The organism is Noviherbaspirillum sp. Root189 (assembly GCF_001428545.1).
Taxonomy (GTDB): domain Bacteria; phylum Pseudomonadota; class Gammaproteobacteria; order Burkholderiales; family Burkholderiaceae_D; genus Noviherbaspirillum.
Map to the genome: position 1 here is coordinate 15,646 of NZ_LMHZ01000009.1, position 18,033 is coordinate 33,678.

Genomic DNA, 18,033 nt, shown 5'->3' on the forward strand with positions numbered 1-18,033 from the left:
GAAAACAGGGTTCAGGCGCCCTGCAGCAACTTCTCCCGGGCAGCCATGAAGGCTTCGGCCGAACGCTTTAGCGTCGCTTCCTCCACGCGCGGCTGGTATAACTGGCCACCGATGCCAAAACCTGTTGCTCCTGCGGCAATATAAGCAGCCATATTCTGCGTATGAATTCCACCGACCGGCATCAGGACGGTATCAGGAGGCATGATGGAACGGATGGCTTTTACCGCTGGCGGCGGAATCATCTCGGCCGGAAAAAGTTTGAGTCCCTGCGCGCCGGCATTGAGCGCGCGATAGCCTTCGGTTGGGGTGGCCACACCGGGCAGCGGAATCATCCCCTTGCCTGCCGCGTGCGATATCACGTCTTCGGCGCAATGGGGAGACACAATCAGTGTGCCGCCCGCTTCCTTGACGGCATCGACATCCGCCTTGGTGAGCACCGTGCCGGCACCGACCAGCGCATCGTCCGGCGCCATGTCGATCAGGATGCGCATGGCTTCGATCGCGCGCGGACGGTTCAGGGGGACCTCCAGCATGCGAAAGCCGGCGCCAAACAACACGCGCCCGACCATCGGCGCTTCCTCCGGCGTGAGGCCGCGCAGGATCGCAACCAATGGACAAGGTGAGGGATAAAATGTATCTGCAGCCATAATAATTACCTTTAAAGTTTGAACAGGGCGCGAAGGGCGGCGAGATAGACGCCATCGGGCTGCCATGCGCGTGCATGGATACCCAGCAGTTCCAGCGCGCTGAGATAACGGGCAGACAAGCCCGGGCTGCCGACAACCTGGACCGGCGAGCGCATCGGTCCATGGGTTCGCTGCAGGATGTCATGAATCTCCGTACCGATCAGCAGGCCGGACAAGTACGACGCCGTATGGTCGGCGGGCATCATGTCGGTCACGACCAGGGCCCGACAGCAGAAGGCGGTGTGCGTAAATGAACCATGCCGCGCCGCCCGTACGCCGGCCGCGAACGCCTCTGGAATCGACTGTTGTTCGGTCATCACCTTGGACAGGGTCCCATGCTGTGACATCAGCGAAAACAGTTCGCCTGTCATGAAGGTCAGGAATTCGGTCATGCCGCCGTCTTCAACGCGTACCCACTTGCTATGCGTCCCCGGCAGCAGAAACCAGCCGTCCACGGCGCTTAGCGACAGCGTTCCGAGGACCTGCGTTTCTTCGCCACGCATCACGTCGGGAATGCCGTTGACATCGATGTATTTATATCCTGGAGTGACGCGGCAGCGGACACCAGGAATGCTGGTATCGATCTCCATCAGGTTGTCGTGCAGCGCGGTCAACGGCTGGTCTACGGACAGGTACGGTGCCTCGCGCCAACCGTTGCGGCTGCCTATCATGCCGGACATCACGATGTCGGCAGACTGCAGGCCCAGTGTCTGTAACAACTTGCGCAGCGATCCTTCGAAATCCCTCTCAACATGCAGGATGCCCGCGTCATCGCTGTGCTGATGAATGAGTTCTCCGCGAGCATTGAGCACATAGGCACGCCTGTTGCTCGTGCCCCAGTCTATGCCCAGCCGTGTCGCGTTCAGTGACGATATGGATTCGGTCATGGGTAACCTGCCTCTCTTTTCTTTCAGGATTGTCTGGATTCGTTGCAGCGATCCTGCACAGTCGCCAGCACCGGTTTGTCATGCATTGTGCGGCCGTGTAAACAGCATAGTCGTCGACAGCACGCTTCCAACCGCTAAACACATTCGATCATCACACGATGACTGAAGCATATTGTTCAGGCGGGTTCGCAGTTTGTCCTTATTGGTCAGGGAACTGACCATCTACCCCACATGTATGCTTCCTGCACCGTCATGATTTCTCCTGAACTTTCGAAACGATGACTACTCAATATTGATGCTAAGTCGAAACCCTCTCCTCGCAGTTCACTATCCCCACGAGAAACTTATGACCACCGAAAAGCCTAAACGTCGCAGCCGTGCCTGGTTTGAAAAGCAGGATCGCGATGGCTTCGTGCACCGGAGCTGGACCCAGAAGGCAGGCCACCCGCCGGATGAATTCGACGGCCGGCCCATCATCGGCATCTGCAATACATGGTCCGAATTAACACCCTGCAACAGTCACTTCCGCGAACTCGCCGAGTTCGTCAAACGCGGTGTACTTGAGGCAGGCGGATTCCCGCTGGAGTTCCCGGTAATGTCACTTGGAGAAACCCAGCTACGTCCGACCGCGATGCTGTTCCGCAATCTTGCGAGCATGGATGTTGAGGAATCGATACGCGGCAATCCTATTGATGGCGTTGTTCTCTTGATGGGTTGCGACAAGACAACGCCAGCGCTGATGATGGGCGCAGCTAGCTGTGGGCTGCCGACCATCGGCGTCTCGGGCGGGCCCATGTTGAATGGCAAGTTCCGCGGCAAGGACATCGGTTCCGGCACAGGCGTGTGGATGATGTCGGAAATGGTACGGGGCGGCCAAATGACGCAGGAAGAATTTACCGAAGCCGAAGGCTGCATGAACCGCTCGTCCGGCACCTGCATGACCATGGGTACCGCGTCGACAATGGCCAGCATGGTTGAAGCACTCGGCATGTCCCTGCCCGGCAATGCTGCGATCCCCGCACCGGACACACGGCGCAACCGGCTTGCCCAGCTCAGCGGCCGGCGCATCGTGAAGATGGTCGAAGAAGACATGACCATGGATAAGATCATGACACGTGAAGCGTTCGAGAACGCCATTCGCGTCAACGCGGCGATCGGCGGCTCGACCAATGCGGTGATTCACCTGCTGGCAATCGCACGCCGTATCGGCATCGAACTCACACTGGAAGACTGGGACCGGATAGGTAGTGAAATGCCTTGCCTGGTCAACCTGCAGCCATCGGGGCACTACCTGATGGAAGACTTCTACTACGCCGGTGGCGTCCCTGCCGTCATGCGCGAGATTCAGCATGTATTACATCGCGACGCATTGACCGTCAATGGCAGGACTATCGGCGAAAACATCGAGGATGCGCCCTGCTATAACCGCGACGTGATCAAGCCGCTCGACAACCCGTTGATGAATAATGCGGGCATCGCGGTGCTCAAAGGCAACCTGGCGCCAAATGGCGCGGTCATCAAGCCATCCGCCGCCTCGGCCAACTTGCTCAAGCATCGTGGCCGTGCCGTCGTGTTCGAGTCGATCGAAGACTTGCGCGATCGTCTGGACGACCCGGCTCTCGACATCGATGAAACCTGTGTAATGGTGCTGAAGAATTGCGGTCCGCGTGGTTACCCCGGGATGGCGGAAGTCGGCAACATGCCGCTGCCGAGCAAGGTCCTCCAAAAGGGTATCAGCGACATGGTACGTATCTCGGATGCGCGCATGAGTGGAACCGCCTACGGCACGGTGGTTCTGCATACTTCGCCGGAAGCCGCTGTCGGCGGCCCGCTTGCCCTGGTACGCAATGGCGACATGATCCAGCTGGATGTCCATGAACGGAGCCTGCATTTGGAAGTCAGCAATGAGGAACTGGCACGCCGCAAAGCGGAATGGGTACCGCCTGCAATGCCGACGCGCGGCTATGCCAAGCTGTATGTCGAGCATGTCGAGCAAGCCCACCTGGGTGCCGACCTCGACTTCCTCGCGGGCAGCAGCGGTGCGGGAATACCGCGTGAATCTCATTAGATTGCATTATCTCTAATTTGATCGCATTGAATTGACCGCATTGGACGCGAAACGGTTTTCATCGATCTTGCATACATCCGGATGAAATCTGTCTTGAATCCGGATTAAACCCGCATTGAGAAAGGGCGCACCATGAATACTCCCGAATGCGTTTGGAATGCCCACGCGGCATTGGGTGAGGGACCGCTCTGGTCAGTCCGCGAAAACGCCTTGTATTGGGTCGACATTCTTGGCCATCGGCTGCATCGCTATTCAATCAGCGAAGGACAACGAACATGGCAGTTTGACGAAGAAGTTTCTGCGATCGCCGAACGCGCTGAAGTGCCCGGCCTGGTGACGACACGCCGTCACGGCTTTGCTTACTTCAATCCCGCGACCGACGAAATGATGCCTCTGGCGCAGGCCGAAACCGGGATGCCCGAAAACCGCTTCAATGATGGTAAATGCGACCGCATGGGCCGCTTCTGGGCGGGCACCATGGATTTCGCCGGCAAGAACCCGACCGGTTCGCTGTATCGCCTCGACCCCGATCTGCGCTGCACGCGCATGGATTCGGATTACATCGTGACCAATGGCCCGGCGTGGTCCGCGGACTACAGGACGATGTACCACAATGACAGTGTCAATGGCCGGGTGTTTGCATTTGACTTCGACCTCGAACGGGGTGAACTGTCCAACAAGCGACTGTTCATGCAGTTCAGCCCGGAAGAAGGATCACCCGACGGCATGGCGACCGACGCCGAAGGAGGATTGTGGATCGCGCACTGGGGCGCGAGCAAGGTGACGCGGCATGCGCCGGATGGCAAGGTCACGCGCACCATCATGCTGCCGTGCAGCCAGATAACCAGCTGCGCTTTCGGCGGTCCGACGCTCACCACCCTGTTTATCACAACCGCTGCGGATGGACTGTCGCCACAGCAACTGGAACGCGAGCCACTGGCAGGAGGTCTATTTGCGCTCGACCTCGATATTGCCGGGGTTCCTGCCAACCAGTTCCGTGGATGATCCTCCCCCATGAAGACCGACATCATTACACTTGAATCCGAAACGCAACGTTTGCATCTTGCTCCCGAGTTTGGCGGCAGTGTGACTGCCTGGGACTGGAAGCTCGCCGACGCCTGGTCGCCACTTTTCCGCCCATGGGACGGCGCATCGGGTGATCGGTATACGCTTTCCTGCTTTCCCCTGGTACCGTGGTCGAATCGCATCACGGGTGGAGGATTTGAGCATGATGGCAAGTTTTATCCGATCCGTCCCAATCGCGAAGGGGAAGCCTACCCCATTCATGGTGACGGCTGGCTGCAGGCATGGCGGCTTGCCGAACGCGCCGATAACCGCATCAAGCTGGCGATCGAGTCGAACTGCTTCGACGGCAATCCTTATCACTATCGCGCTACCCAAACCTTTTTGTTACTACCCGATGGCTTGCAGATCGACCTGACGGTTACCCACCTCGGCCAGAACACCCTGCCGTATGGCCTTGGGCTGCACCCCTACTTCATGCGGAATGCCCATACCCGGCTGATGGCCAAAGCGGAAGGCGTATGGCTGTCTGGCGACGACCCGATCCCGGTCGAATACGTCACCCGCTTCCCCGAGACATGGGACTACAACACGCCGTCGCCGCTCGAGGGACCAATGATCGATAACTGCTTCAACGGATGGAATGGCAAGGCGGTCATTTCCTATCCCGACCGCGCATTGACGCTGACGATGGTCATGCCCGACTGTAACGGCTATAGCCTGATGTACCGGCCACCGGATCTGGATTATTTTTGCTTCGAACCGATTACCCAGCCGATCGATGCCTTTCATATGGCAAATCAGCCGGGCCTTGCGATTCTCGGCCATGGCGACAGCATGGCATTGCGGACGAAGTTTCTGGTCAGTGCCGCGGCAGATCAGACCTGAGGATCAGATTACGTTAGTTAGCAAGCGTGGGATAACCGCTCATCGTCAGCCGCGCAGCGCGTCCATCCGACTGCAGGCGTGCCTGGCTCCCCACGGCCAGCGTGACTTTGTCGCGGATGTGGCCAAAGGGCAAGCCCGTCAGTATGGGAATCCCAAGCGTGCTTTGCAGGTAATTCACCATGTTGTCGAAGTCATAGCCATTGTCGTAGTCGTACAAGCGGTATGCGGAAAAATCGCCAAGCACGATGGCCTTTTGCCGGAGTAAGCCGGCATAGGACAATTGCAACAGCATGCGCTCGATACGATAAGGATGCTCGTTGACGTCTTCAATAAACAGAATGCCCTCTTCAATGCGCGGCAGATAAGGCGTGCCTGCAAGATGGGTCAGCATGGTCAGGTTGCCGCCCCAGAGTATTCCCGATACGTCGAGCACGGGATTGTCCGGCGCAATCAGGTCGATTGCGCACTCGGGCTGTGTAATGCATTTCCAGAAACTGTCCAGCGTCAGTGCGCTCGGATCTGCACGCGAAAAGTCGTCGCAAATCATTGGACCGGCAAAACTGACCGCGCCGCCTTGTGCCAGAAGCGCCATGTGCAGCGCGGTGAAGTCACTATGTCCGACAAAGAGCTTGCCGCTGGCTGCAAGCTGTTCGCAATCCAGTGCCGGCAGCAGCCGCGACAAGCCATATCCGCCACGCAGTGCCATGACAACATCGACCTCGGGGTCAGCGGCAGCGGAGTGCAATTGTTGCAAGCGGAGGGCATCGGTGCCACCAAAACGCTGATGCTTGCGCTCGGCGTCGTAGAAGTTCTTTACGCGGCATCCGCGTGATTCAAGTTGCGCGGTCGCGCGAGCGACCGCATCCGGATCGGCCGCATAGCCGCTGGCCGCGACGATGGCGATGGTGATGTTGGTGACTTGTGCTGGATTGTGCATGCGGCTAGTTTAACGCCATCGACTCCCGGTGTCATAGCAATGCTGAACCGTAGCGTACGGAATGGGGTCGTTTGATTTTTTGACTGGTGTCAGGCTTGACGTGCTTCCGGCGCGAGCTCGTGACGGCAATGCGCGGCAATCAGCCTGGCGATGGGTTCTTCGAGTCCAGGCGGTAAATCATGACCCATGCCTTCGATTTCATGCATGATCGCGCCCGGGATCCAGCGGGCAGTGTCACGGCCGCAGGCAACCGGCACCAGCGGATCGTCGGTACCATGGATCACCAGCGACGGCAAGCGTATGGTGCGCAGTTGCGCCACCAGGTCACCCGAAGAGGCAACCGCCATCATCTGCCGCGAGGTGCCATTGATGGTCGCATTGCGCCGTACGCTTTCGATGACCCGTTTGCGCAAGAGCGCATCGGGTGTCGGATAGCCGGGGCTGCCGATCACGCGGAACAGATGGACAAAATGCTCGACCACCGCATTGAAGTCGCGCGGATTCTTGGGGCTGGAGAACATCGCGCTGTTGGCTGCGAAGGTGGGTCCCGGCAGTCCCGGGCGCCCGCTTGTCGACATGAGGGAGGTCAGCGTGTGCGTACGATCCGGATAACGCGCTGCAATGATCTGCGCGATCATGCCGCCCATCGATGCGCCGACGATATGCGCCTTCTGAATGCCGAGCCCGTCCATCAGTCCAACCGCATCCTTGGCCATGTCATACAGGGTGTAGCCACTGAACAGCGGCATGCGGAACAGTGACTGGAAAAATGCCTGATGCAGGTTGGGCTTGCCAAAATGGCTCATTTTGGTGGACTTCCCGCAGTCCCGGTTATCGAACCGGATCACGCGGAAGCCTTCCTTGACCAGCGTTTCGCAAAACTTTTCCGGCCAGGAGATCAGCTGCAGGCCAAGGCCGGCGATCAGCAGAACCGGCTCACCTTCCAGGTCGCCCTGCACGTCGTACGCCAGCTCGATACCGTTGGCTTTAATAATTGGCAATCAAATCTCCCTGGTTCATTACTATTTTACTATTGCGGCACTCGCAAGTTGGTCATGGTTTAGGCAGCTTATGCCGCTCGTATAGCGTACGGACTGCACACCACGCATACCGACATACGGGCGCGAAGCGTTGTGTTTATAGAATTGTTGCGGTTAAAGCGCATGCTTCAGCTCAAAAACTCGCGGTCTTATTATGGCCTGCCATATGCGTTTCTTTCCTTTTGTCACCGTGCATGCTTGCAAAGCGCATGCCTGCACAGAGATCCAGTCGAACCCGCACGGTAAAGCGCCGGTTCGGCATGGAGGGAAATCACTATGTAATTAGTGACGGCCGGGATGGAAAAATATGCATGGTCCGTCAGTATGAGCCCGGATTTTGGTGCAAATTACCTGACAACTGTACACAATCCGGTGTGTATTTGCAGAATAACGCTTAATTCACATCGGACTCGGCTTGCACCGGAGCAACTCTTTGTGCCGCGCGCCGTCGTTCGGCGAAAAATTGCCGTAGTAAGGCGCTGCATTCCTCCGCCAGCACACCACCGACGATTTCCGTATGGTGATTCAGTTTTTCCTGGGCAAACAAATCGACAACGGAGCCGCAGGCACCGGTCTTGGGATCGGACGCGCCAAACACGACACGTGCCAGACGCGCATGCATCATGGCGCCGGAACACATCGCGCAGGGCTCCAGCGTGACAAACAGCTCACAACCGGGCAGTCGATAATTGCCCAATATCGTGGCCGCGGCACGCAAGGCCATGACCTCGGCATGCGCGGTCGGATCATGGGTGCCGATCGGTTGGTTAAAGCCGGTAGCAATCACCTCGCCATCCTTGACCACAACAGCGCCAACCGGGACTTCGCCCAGTGCCCAGGCGTTATGGGCTTGCGAAAGCGCCTGCTGCATGAAGATCGTGTCGTGCGACATACAGGATCAGTCCTCGGTAATTTCGGCCCAGCAGTTGGGTGTTTCATGCAGTACCACTTTCCGCAGGCGTAGTCCGGTGCCATAACGGTCATGGAATACTGCCTTCAGGATATCGAAGGCGGTACGTGCAAGGTTTTCCACCGTGGGAATGCGGTCAATAACGACCGTCTTGTGCCCGGGCAGGCTATTCAGGAATTCGAGTACAGCCGTGTCTTTTTCATACGCGATGAAAGCATGATCCCAGACATCGACCAGATGCTGTTTCGCCAATGATTTGACGTCGGAGAAATCCATGATCATGCCATTGTCCGAACTGCCTTCCACGTTAATCACTGCGCCAACCAACGTGATCTCCAGGGTATAGCGATGGCCATGCAGATTGCGGCACTGACTTTTGTGGTCAGGGATACGGTGCCCGGCGTCGAATTCGAGCTTTCTTGTAATCGTGAGCATCAGGGTATTTGCAGTAATTTGTGGGTTTGCAGGCTGAGCTTCCAACGCGGTTTTTGTTTGCAAAGCGCGATTGCGAGGTGCGTATTTTTTTCCGCGTCGGGACCATCCATCGGTTGCAGGTAGAAATGCTCAAAGTCGAGCTTTGCATAGTCGTCAAGCGGCTGGCCGGCCTGTGGAATGACGACCTTCAGCTCATTGCCTTTGGTGACCTTGAGTTGCGATCCCATTTTCGGGCTGACGCAGATCCAGTCGACACCTGCAGGTACTGGCAGCGTGCCATTGGTTTCGATGGCAATTTCAAAACCGTTCCGGTGCATTGCGTCGATCAGTTCGGAATCCAGTTGCAGCAGCGGCTCGCCGCCGGTGAAGACGACAAACTTCGTTGTTGCATAGTCCGCCGGCCATAGTGAATTGATTATCGTCGCCAATGAAGCCGCATCGTACTTGCCGCCTCGTTCGCCATCCGTGCCGACGAAATCGGTATCGCAGAATTTGCAGATAGCGGAAACGCGATCGGCTTCCCGGCCGGACCATAGATTGCAACCCGAAAAGCGGCAGAACACGGCGGGCCGACCCGCATGCGTTCCCTCCCCTTGAAGGGTATAAAAAATTTCTTTTACACTGTAAGTCAAGATGTGTTCCTGAAGTCATTCCGGTTCAGCTGCGTCCTTTATCGACAGCGGGGCAGTGAACGTCTTGCCTGGGAGGACGTGTCAACCGAGTTGGCAGCCGAACGCGGCGTTGTGCAGGACTGATCCAGGGCGCCTGGCGCGTTTGCACACGATTTTCCTGTGATGAACGAAAAATACACGGCGTTATCAGCCCAAACCGCTATTTTCTCATTTATCGACGGATATGCCCAGTAATGATGCTTATAGCCAAACTCCTCTTGCAATAACGGAAATCCAGACCTGCGCTAAACGCCTGCCATTCCTCGGCAATCCACGTGTCTAACGTGTTCAAGGTTCAAGCGTTGCACCGTCGACCGAAAATGCTTTTCGGATACAGAGCAGACACATTGCGGTACATACATCTCGTAACTCCCCTTACCGATTGTTGATAGGCGAAATGGCGCCGCTGGTTTGTAATACAGACATGGCAGAACGCTGCGCCGCATGATGAAGGAAAAATCCGGTGACGCATGACAAGCCCGGACGATTGTCACAAGGCCGCCTGATTCGGTCGCCAGATTCAACAAGGAGAAATGATGAAAAAACTGATGTTGTGCTTAGCTGCCGCTTCCAGCCTGCTGACTGGCTGCATTGCTGTTCCCGTCAGCGACGGCGGTGTGTATGTCACAGGTACCGCCCGTGCCACCGATGGGCATCCGCGGCGTTACAGCAGGGACCGCGACGGCGACGGTGTACAGAATCGTTACGACCGGCGTCCCAATAACCCTTATCGCTATTAAAAAGACTTGGCGCAAGGATTAACCGAGTTGTCCGTAACTGACGCACCGATTCGCTGAAAGGAATCTCATCATGAAAACGAAATCGCTCACCCTGTCCCTGATTGCCGCTGCAACGATAGCCGGTTTTGGTGTCGCTCCCGCGATGGCTCAACATTCGAATACACCGGGCATTGACAATGCGCAGCAGGACATTCATGCACGCATTCAGCAAGGCATGGCCTCTGGTCAGATTACCCGCGATGAGGCACGCGACCTGTTCCAGCGCGAGCGCGAAATTCAGATACGCGAGGCGCGCATGAAGAACGACGGCAGGGCTACTCAGCATGAACGCCGTCAATTGCGGGTGGATCTCGACAATCTGCGCGCCGAAGTAGAAGGCAAGATCGCCAACGGACGATTTGCAAACCGGCGAGCTAACGGCGCACCGGCTATCGACAATGCACAGGCGCAGATCCGCATGCGGCTCGAACAAGGTGTTCGTAGTGGCCAGATTGACCGCCGCGAAGGAGAGATCCTTGCGGCCAAGGAAAGAATGTTGCGTCGTCACGAAGCGGCATTCAGTTCCGATGGGGTCATCAGTGGACGCGAACGCCAACAATTGCGTGAGGAAGTTGCCTTGCTCAACCAGGACATTGACCGCATGATGTCAAACCGACGCGGTTATTGAAGCGGTAAAGGCATAGAGGCATCGTAGTACAGGCGCCGGCATATTGATTGTCCACGCCGGCGCCTTGCAGTAAGCAGGCCTGTGCCTAATGGACAATCCCGTCTCCCTTGACCACTTTTACCGCTGTCATCAGCAGTATCAGCATGTCAAATCCCGTCGACTGCCGTTTCAGGTATTCCGCATCCAGCCTTACCTTCTCTGCGATGGCGAGCTCATCGCGGCCGTTGATTTGCGCCCATCCGGTCAGACCCGGCACAAGCAAATGCACGCCATACTGGGTGCGCAAAGCAATCAGGTCTTTCTGGTTATACAGCGCAGGCCTTGGGCCGACAAAGCTCATGTCGCCTTTCAGGATGCTCCAGAGTTGAGGCAGTTCATCCAGGCTGCTCTTGCGCAGAAAGCTGCCGACCGGAGTAAGGTAAGCATCGGCATCCAACAGCAGATGCGTTGCCAGGACTGGCGTGCCAGACCGCATCGTACGGAATTTCGGCATTCTGAAAACGGTATTCCTAGCACCGACGCGATCCGACCAGTACAGCACCGGACCGCTGGAAGATAGCCATACCAGTAAAGCCACCATCACGAAGGGAACAAACAGGATGGCCATCGCAATCATGGCCAGTGTCAGGTCGATCGCACGTTTCATAAATGATGTTTAATGTAGCGGTCTTGGCGCCGCCGGTTAATGCATGGGGCTGCACATTGATGACGACTTTGACAGCGATATCGATGCATGCCCCTCAAGATGCTCCAGATCGATTGCCGCCGGTTCACCCTGTCGGCCCGGCTCCTGCGGCAAGCAGGACCGCATCGGCGACGCGAGACAAATCATCCGGCTTCAGATAGGGCCCCATTGGAAGGCTCATTACCTTCCGGGCCATGATCATGGAAATCGGAAAATGCGGATTGGGACAAAACCGCGCGTAGGCAGCCTGCATCGGTATTGGAATCGGATAATGCACGGCGGTAGGAATACCTTGCTGCTTGAGCAGCGCCTCCACCACTGCCCTGTTATCAAGCGAAATAGTGTATTGGGCATAGACGCTGGTGCGGTTGGAACGCTGCCGGATCACGTCAATATGACCCGACAGCAATTGATCGTAGCGTGCGGCAAGCCGCATGCGCTGTTCGACCTCCCAGTCGAAATAGTCGAACTTTGCCAGCACGACGGCGCATTGCATGGTGTCCATTCGTCCACCGACGCCGATCCGCGTGTGAACATAACGTTGCGATTGCCCATGTACGCGGATCTCGCGCATGGCCTGTGCCAATGCGCTATTGCTGGTGAAGATCGCCCCGCCGTCGCCGTAACAACCAAGCGGCTTGCTCGGAAAGAAACTGGTGCAGGCGATCGCGGACAGGTTGCAGCTTCTGTGGCCCTTGTAGGTGGCGCCGAAACTTTGTGCGGCGTCCTCGATGACGACCATGCCGTGCTGCTCCGCGATGGCATTGATCTCATCCATGTCCGCCGGCTGTCCGTAGAGAGAAACGGGAATGATTGCGCGTGTTTTGCTTGTAATTGCCTGCTCGATACGCGAGACGTCGATCAGGCAGGTCTCCGCTTCGATGTCGACAAATACCGGGATGGCGCCCAGCATGACGATGACCTCTGCCGTGGCAACAAAAGAAAACGGTGTCGTAATCACCTCGTCGCCCGGCTGTATTCCGATGGCCATCAAGGCGATCAACAACGCCTCTGTGCCCGACGAGACGGTAATGCAGTGCGTCGCTCCGGTATACGCAGCGAGCCGCTGCTCCAACTCTTTTACCTCGGGCCCCATGATGTACGAACCATGGTCCAGTACCGTTTGAATACGGGCACCGATTTCATAGCGCATCTCGTTGTATTGCGTACGCAAATCAATGAATTCCATCGGCTTCGGCACGCGGGCCGATTCAACGCGTTGAAGATAAGACACAGACTCCCCCTTTCAGGATGTAAAGTTCGCCAGTGTGCGGGCACAGGGCGTCGCCGCTGCCTTCCAGCGGCAACTTAAGACGCGCGCCATGCCGGCTCATCCAGCCGACATGACGAGCCGGCACCCCGACGACCAGTGCAAAATCCGGCACATCGCGGTTCACCACCGCACCTGCCGCGATGAAGGCATAGGCGCCGATCGTCGTGCCGCAGACGATGGTGCTGTTGGCCCCCAGTGTGGCTCCGCGACGAACCAGTGTCTTGCGATACTCGCTTTTCCGGCTGACCGCAGACCGCGGGTTGTATACATTGGTAAAAACCATGCTCGGCCCGCAAAAGACATCGTCCTCAATGGTGACCGCGTCGTAGACAGATACATTGTTCTGTATCTTTACGTTGTTGCCGATCATGACATCATTGGCCACGAAGACATTTTGCCCAAGCGAGCAACCGCTGCCGATCCGGGCGCCGCCACAGACATGGCTGAAGTGCCAGACAGATGTACCCTCGCCAAGCGTCGCGCCTTCGTCGACAATGGCGCTTTGATGAATGACGGGACCCATGTCAGTACTCCAGCGGCAGCGCCACACGCTTGCCGTCGCGTGCCGACAGATAAGTCGCGATCAGTACCTCGAGGGTCTTGAGTCCCTCCCTGCCATCGGTCTGCGCCTCCGCTTCGCCGCGCAGAGACTGGATGACATTTTCGTAGTACCTGGCATGTCCATAGCCGTAGACCGAATTGGTTTCGTAGCTCGCCTGTGCCGCGAGCTGGTCGTCATCGCTTGGCTCTGAAAACTCCCAATGCTGGACTTCATTCAGCGCAACTCCGCCTATCCTGACGGTTCCTTTCTCGCCAAGGATGGTGATGCTGCCCTCCAGGTTCTTCGGATAGGTCAGCATGGTGACGTTGACCGAACCCAGTGCGCCGTTTCGCCAGCGCAGGCACATCACACCCGAGTCTTCAACCTCGATGTCCCGGGCCTGCGTCCCGGTATAGGCATGCAGGCTTTCAACCGGTCCAACCAGCCATTCCAGCAGGTCGACGTAGTGACTGGCCTGATTCATGAAAGCGCCGCCATCATATTCCCAGGTACCGCGCCATTTCGCATGATCGTAGTACTCCTGCGGACGTGTCCAGAAAACATTGACGTTCACCATGTGCACACGACCGAATCGCTTCTCCTCAATGGCTTTTTTCAGCAGCTGTAACGTGGTATTGCGCCGATTCTGCTTGACTACGAACAGCTTGACCTTTGCTTCATCGCAGGCCATGACCATACGCTTTCCGTCCTCCCAGCGTGTCGCCATTGGCTTCTCGGTAATGACATGACGTCCGGTGCCGGCAACAGCGATGGCCTGGGCGGAATGCAATCCTGAAGGCGTGGTCAGGACCACGGCTTCCGCGCTGCTGTCAGCCAGCAAGGCGGACAGGCTGCGGTAAGGCCTGGCGCCTGTGGCAGCTGCAGCCTCTTCCAATGCCCGGCCGTCTGTATCACATACGCCGACGAGCTCACAGCGATCGCCATGCTGCTGAAGTGCGCTGAAATGATTTTTTGCGATTCGTCCGCAGCCTACCAATGCAAAGCGTAGTTTCGGTTCATGGTTCGCACTGGCATAGCGTGAAAATTTTTCCATATCAGTGCTCACCTCAGGATTTGATGACGTTGGCCTGGTGCTCCAGGTACACGCCACGCGTGTCGACAATAACCTTCGCATGCTTCTGAATGAAGTCGTAATCGAAAGCCGTGTGATTGGTTGCCAGCAACAACAGATCCTGCGACGCGATGGTTTCACGTGTAAGCGGCGCACTGTTCAGATCGAAATGGTGCTCCCGCATTTTTGGAAAGACCGGAACGTGCGGGTCCGAATAGGAAATAATCGCTCCCTTTTCACGCAACATCTCCATCAGTCGCACCGACGGCGACTCCCGCATGTCATCAACATTCTTTTTGTAGGTAATGCCCAGTATCAGGATACGGCTCCCCTTGATCGACATGCCTCTGTCATTGAGCGCATCGCTGATTTTGTTGATCACCCAGGCCGGCATGTCATTGTTGATCTCGCCTGCCAGTTCGATAAACCGGGTATGCAATCCATACTGCCGCGCTTTCCATGTCAGATAGAAGGGATCGATCGGGATACAGTGCCCGCCCAGCCCGGGTCCCGGGAAATAAGGCGTGAAACCGAAGGGCTTGGTGGCTGCCGCGTGGATGACTTCGTAAATATCAATCCCCATGCGGTCCGCAATAATTTTCATCTCGTTCACCAGGCCAATGTTGACGGCGCGGTGGATGTTTTCCAGCAGTTTGGTAAGTTCCGCGGCCCGCGTCGAGCTCACTGGAACGACCGTGTCGACTGCCGCACCGTAGAGTGCGAGGCCAGCCTTTTGGCAGGAGCGCGTCGAACCGCCCACAATCTTGGGGATGGAGCGTGTTTTGAAGTCAGGATTGCCCGGATCTTCCCGCTCGGGAGAAAACACGAGGAAAACATCCTCGCCGACCTGAAAGCCTTTACCTTCCAGTCGTGGCCGCAACTCTTCTTCGGTGGTCCCCGGATAAGTGGTGCTTTCCAGCGACAACACCTGGCCGATACGCATGTATGGAATCAATGCTTCGGTTGTCCCGAGGATGTAGCTGAGATCGGGTTCACGGTAGGCATTGAGCGGTGTCGGAACACAGACGATCAGGGCATCGGCTTCAGCTATACGACTGAAGTCGGAAGTCGCCTCCATGCCACGTTCCGAGACTTCCCTGATGGACCGGGTGGAGATATGCTCGATATAGCTTTCGCCCTGATTCAGCTTGCCGACCTTGTCGTCGTCAATGTCGAATCCGACCACCTTGAAACCGCCATAAGCGTACCGCAACAGCAAGGGCAGGCCGACGTAGCCGAGACCGACAATGCCTATCACCGCGGTCCGGTTTTCAATCTTTTGCACCAGCCGTGACAGTGTTTCATTGTCCGGCGCCATCGGGCTTAACGGCGGAAGTCCGGGAGAAATCTTTTCAAGATGAGGTTGTGGCAATCTCGCATTGAACTGCATGGCGTCTATGGTCATTGATATCCTCTCATTAAGAGTTGTGTACGGTTGGACCGTTTGGGTAAGACAAGCGAAGCGAAGGAACAAATGGTTCGGTGGAAGGCCCCGTTGCGACTCGTTTGATGTGGTCGGCAGATGGCGGTTTGTATCCACGCACCAGTTTTTTGACAAGGAAGCGGATCATTTCCTTGTCATTGGTATTACAGGCGACCGTGAGGTAAGCCACCTGCTGATCCAGTTCTTCCGGCTGGATGACATATTCCGAAGTCGTCATGATGCGAGGATGCTTGCTGGGGATTGCATCGTCGCCAGCGAACAGTTCTTCGAACAGCTTTTCGCCGGGCCGCAAGCCGACAAATTGAATCTCCACATCGCCATCCGGACGTGCCGGCGACTTCTCCACGAGTCCCGACATCGCGACCATCGTCCGGGCCAGATCGTGGATCCTGACCGGCTCACCCATGTCCATCACAAAGACATCCCCGCCAGTTGCCATGGCACCTGCCTGCATGACCAACTGGGCCGCTTCGGGAATCGACATGAAGTACCGGACCACATCCGGATGCGTGATGGTGATTGGACCGCCCTGGGCAATCTGGCGCTTGAAAAGCGGAACGACAGAACCAGATGAGCCAAGCACGTTGCCAAACCGCACCATGCAGAATTTTGTAGCTTCGCCGGACCGAATGGCGGCTGCCTGGAATATCAGTTCAGCAATACGCTTGCTTGCGCCCATGATGCTGGTCGGGCGTACGGCCTTGTCGGTTGAAATCAGTACGCACGTCTTGACACGCGCCTTCTGCGCTGCCGCCGCGACCACCTGCGCGCCTAGTACGTTGTTGCGGACGCCCTCAGCGATGTTGTCCTCCACGAGCGGAACATGCTTGTACGCCGCTGCGTGATACACCGTATCGATGCCGTACTCGACCATGATACGTTCGACAACACCGGCGTCGCAGGCGGAGCCGAGATGGCACTGAATCGCCTCGCCGGTGTGCCTGAGCACGAGTTCCTGTTCCGTGCTGTACAGCGCATATTCGGAGTGATCGAGCATGTGCAGGCGGCGCGGTCCAAGTGTCATGATCTGCCGGCACAATTCACTGCCGATCGACCCGCCCGCGCCGGTCACAAGGACGTTCATGCCTTTTACGCATTTGCCGAACAATTCCAGGTTTGGACGTATCGATGGTCGCCCCAGCAAGTCCTCGATCTTGATTTCGCGGATCGACTGTGTCGAGATGCCGGCGTCCGTCAATTCCATCATGCTGCACAGCGTCTTCACCGGGGCACTGGCCCGATAGGTCCGATACAGTATTTCGCGGCGCTGATCCGATGTCGCTGAGGGAATCGCGATGACGATCATTTCGATCCTCCGCTGTTCCACGATCTCGGCAATGTGACGCGGCGGGTAGACCTTTAATCCCGCGACATGCCGGTTATGCAACGCAGGCGTGTCATCAAAGAAGCATACGGGACGATATTTCTGGCTTTCGCGCATGGCGAGCGCCAGCTTCGCACCGGCCACACCAGCACCATATATCGCTACCACGCAGGATTCGTCGGTGCGGCCGAAAGCACCGATGCTGCGAAGCCAGGTCCTTGCCAGCATGCGGGAGACAACCACATAGGCGAAGGCAATGAACCAGTAGATCACCAGAGCGGTATGCGGCACATGCTGGTATCCGGTAATGCTGGCGATCACATACAAGACCAGGACGACAATGCCCAGTCCCAGCCCCGTCGCAGTCAACGACTGACGATCAATGAATCGGATGATCGCCCGATACAAACCTGCGATTGCAAAAATTTGCATCGTGACCAGCGCGATCAGCAGGTTCGCCATGAAGCCATAGCGGAGAGCCGCCTCGATACTGCCAAGGCGGAGCAACAACGCAAACATAAAGCAGCAAGGAAGAGCGATAAAGTCGACGCCGAGCATCAGCGCAACTTTGGATAATCGATTCAAGGAGACGAGACGTGTTCTTAGATCGGAAGTGAGTATCAAGGGAAGAGTTTCCATAGGCTGCAATCGTCGATTAAGTATGCGTTGTAGTGAATGCACTAAGCATGTGCATGTCAGGCGACTTCAAGAGTGTAGTGTGCAGATCCAATAAATATAATTA

18 protein-coding genes are annotated in these 18,033 nt (G+C 56.8%); 5 read left to right on the forward strand and 13 right to left on the reverse strand.

The genetic code is table 11. The annotated features are described in order from the left end of the window. Positions 1-11 precede the first annotated feature (11 nt). Positions 12-647, reverse strand: coding sequence for a 2-dehydro-3-deoxy-6-phosphogalactonate aldolase (locus ASE07_RS06440; protein ID WP_057289989.1), 636 nt, complete (start codon positions 645-647; stop codon positions 12-14). Between the two features lie 11 nt (positions 648-658). Then, on the reverse strand, positions 659-1,573 hold the full coding sequence (locus ASE07_RS06445) for a 2-dehydro-3-deoxygalactonokinase (RefSeq protein WP_057289990.1): 915 nt from the start codon (positions 1,571-1,573) through the stop codon (positions 659-661). A 346-nt stretch (positions 1,574-1,919) separates the two neighbouring features. Between ASE07_RS06445 and araD the strand changes: the two genes are divergently transcribed. The 3 genes from araD (at position 1,920) to ASE07_RS06460 (ending at position 5,552) form a co-directional block, all read left to right on the forward strand. Then, entirely contained in the window at positions 1,920-3,641 is a 1,722-nt protein-coding gene (gene araD, locus ASE07_RS06450) for an L-arabinonate dehydratase (protein ID WP_057289991.1), read from the forward strand. 132 nt (positions 3,642-3,773) lie between these two features. After that, positions 3,774-4,646, forward strand: coding sequence for an SMP-30/gluconolactonase/LRE family protein (locus ASE07_RS06455; protein WP_057289992.1), 873 nt, complete (start codon positions 3,774-3,776; stop codon positions 4,644-4,646). A gap of 9 nt (positions 4,647-4,655) precedes the next feature. Then, positions 4,656-5,552 carry an aldose 1-epimerase gene (locus tag ASE07_RS06460; RefSeq protein WP_057289993.1) on the forward strand — a complete coding sequence of 299 codons (897 nt, stop codon included), beginning with the start codon at positions 4,656-4,658 and terminating at the stop codon, positions 5,550-5,552. Between the two features lie 13 nt (positions 5,553-5,565). On the opposite strand, the gene ldcA is transcribed toward ASE07_RS06460, so the two are convergent. From ldcA to queE, 5 genes are all read right to left on the reverse strand, one after another. Beyond that, positions 5,566-6,489: a muramoyltetrapeptide carboxypeptidase gene (ldcA, locus tag ASE07_RS06465; protein ID WP_057289994.1), complete on the reverse strand. Its 924-nt coding sequence runs from the start codon at positions 6,487-6,489 to the stop codon at positions 5,566-5,568. 89 nt (positions 6,490-6,578) lie between these two features. Continuing rightward, positions 6,579-7,490 (reverse strand): alpha/beta fold hydrolase, encoded by a 912-nt coding sequence (locus ASE07_RS06470; protein ID WP_057289995.1) that lies wholly within the window; start codon positions 7,488-7,490, stop codon positions 6,579-6,581. 433 nt (positions 7,491-7,923) lie between these two features. Beyond that, positions 7,924-8,421, reverse strand: coding sequence for a tRNA adenosine(34) deaminase TadA (gene tadA, locus ASE07_RS06475; RefSeq protein WP_057289996.1), 498 nt, complete (start codon positions 8,419-8,421; stop codon positions 7,924-7,926). Positions 8,422-8,427: 6 nt separating this feature from the next. Continuing rightward, positions 8,428-8,874 (reverse strand): 6-carboxytetrahydropterin synthase QueD, encoded by a 447-nt coding sequence (queD, locus tag ASE07_RS06480; protein ID WP_057289997.1) that lies wholly within the window; start codon positions 8,872-8,874, stop codon positions 8,428-8,430. After that, complete coding sequence (gene queE, locus ASE07_RS06485; RefSeq protein WP_057289998.1) at positions 8,874-9,506, reverse strand: 7-carboxy-7-deazaguanine synthase; 633 nt, start codon at positions 9,504-9,506, stop codon at positions 8,874-8,876. The genes queD and queE overlap by 1 nt, the downstream gene beginning before the upstream one ends. 572 nt (positions 9,507-10,078) lie before the next feature. Here queE and ASE07_RS06490 point away from each other — a divergent pair. Beyond that, positions 10,079-10,285: a hypothetical protein gene (locus tag ASE07_RS06490; protein ID WP_057289999.1), complete on the forward strand. Its 207-nt coding sequence runs from the start codon at positions 10,079-10,081 to the stop codon at positions 10,283-10,285. 70 nt (positions 10,286-10,355) lie between these two features. Beyond that, positions 10,356-10,952, forward strand: a complete 597-nt coding sequence (locus ASE07_RS06495; RefSeq protein WP_057290000.1) for a hypothetical protein — start codon at positions 10,356-10,358, stop codon at positions 10,950-10,952. Between the two features lie 85 nt (positions 10,953-11,037). Here ASE07_RS06495 and ASE07_RS06500 read toward each other — a convergent pair whose 3' ends face one another. The 6 genes from ASE07_RS06500 to ASE07_RS06525 form a co-directional block, all read right to left on the reverse strand. Next, positions 11,038-11,598 carry a sugar transferase gene (locus tag ASE07_RS06500; RefSeq protein WP_057290001.1) on the reverse strand — a complete coding sequence of 187 codons (561 nt, stop codon included), beginning with the start codon at positions 11,596-11,598 and terminating at the stop codon, positions 11,038-11,040. Between the two features lie 124 nt (positions 11,599-11,722). Continuing rightward, positions 11,723-12,826, reverse strand: coding sequence for a DegT/DnrJ/EryC1/StrS family aminotransferase (locus tag ASE07_RS06505; RefSeq protein ID WP_057290002.1), 1,104 nt, complete (start codon positions 12,824-12,826; stop codon positions 11,723-11,725). A 22-nt stretch (positions 12,827-12,848) separates the two neighbouring features. Further along, positions 12,849-13,433 carry an acyltransferase gene (locus ASE07_RS06510; protein WP_057290003.1) on the reverse strand — a complete coding sequence of 195 codons (585 nt, stop codon included), beginning with the start codon at positions 13,431-13,433 and terminating at the stop codon, positions 12,849-12,851. A 1-nt stretch (position 13,434) separates the two neighbouring features. Next, positions 13,435-14,505: a Gfo/Idh/MocA family protein gene (locus tag ASE07_RS06515; RefSeq protein WP_057290079.1), complete on the reverse strand. Its 1,071-nt coding sequence runs from the start codon at positions 14,503-14,505 to the stop codon at positions 13,435-13,437. A 13-nt stretch (positions 14,506-14,518) separates the two neighbouring features. After that, positions 14,519-15,928, reverse strand: a complete 1,410-nt coding sequence (locus ASE07_RS06520) for a nucleotide sugar dehydrogenase (RefSeq protein ID WP_327196044.1) — start codon at positions 15,926-15,928, stop codon at positions 14,519-14,521. A 13-nt stretch (positions 15,929-15,941) separates the two neighbouring features. Beyond that, the gene (locus tag ASE07_RS06525; protein WP_235548367.1) at positions 15,942-17,876 is read right to left on the reverse strand and encodes a nucleoside-diphosphate sugar epimerase/dehydratase; all 1,935 of its coding nucleotides are present in this window, start codon (positions 17,874-17,876) and stop codon (positions 15,942-15,944) included. Positions 17,877-18,033 lie beyond the last annotated feature (157 nt).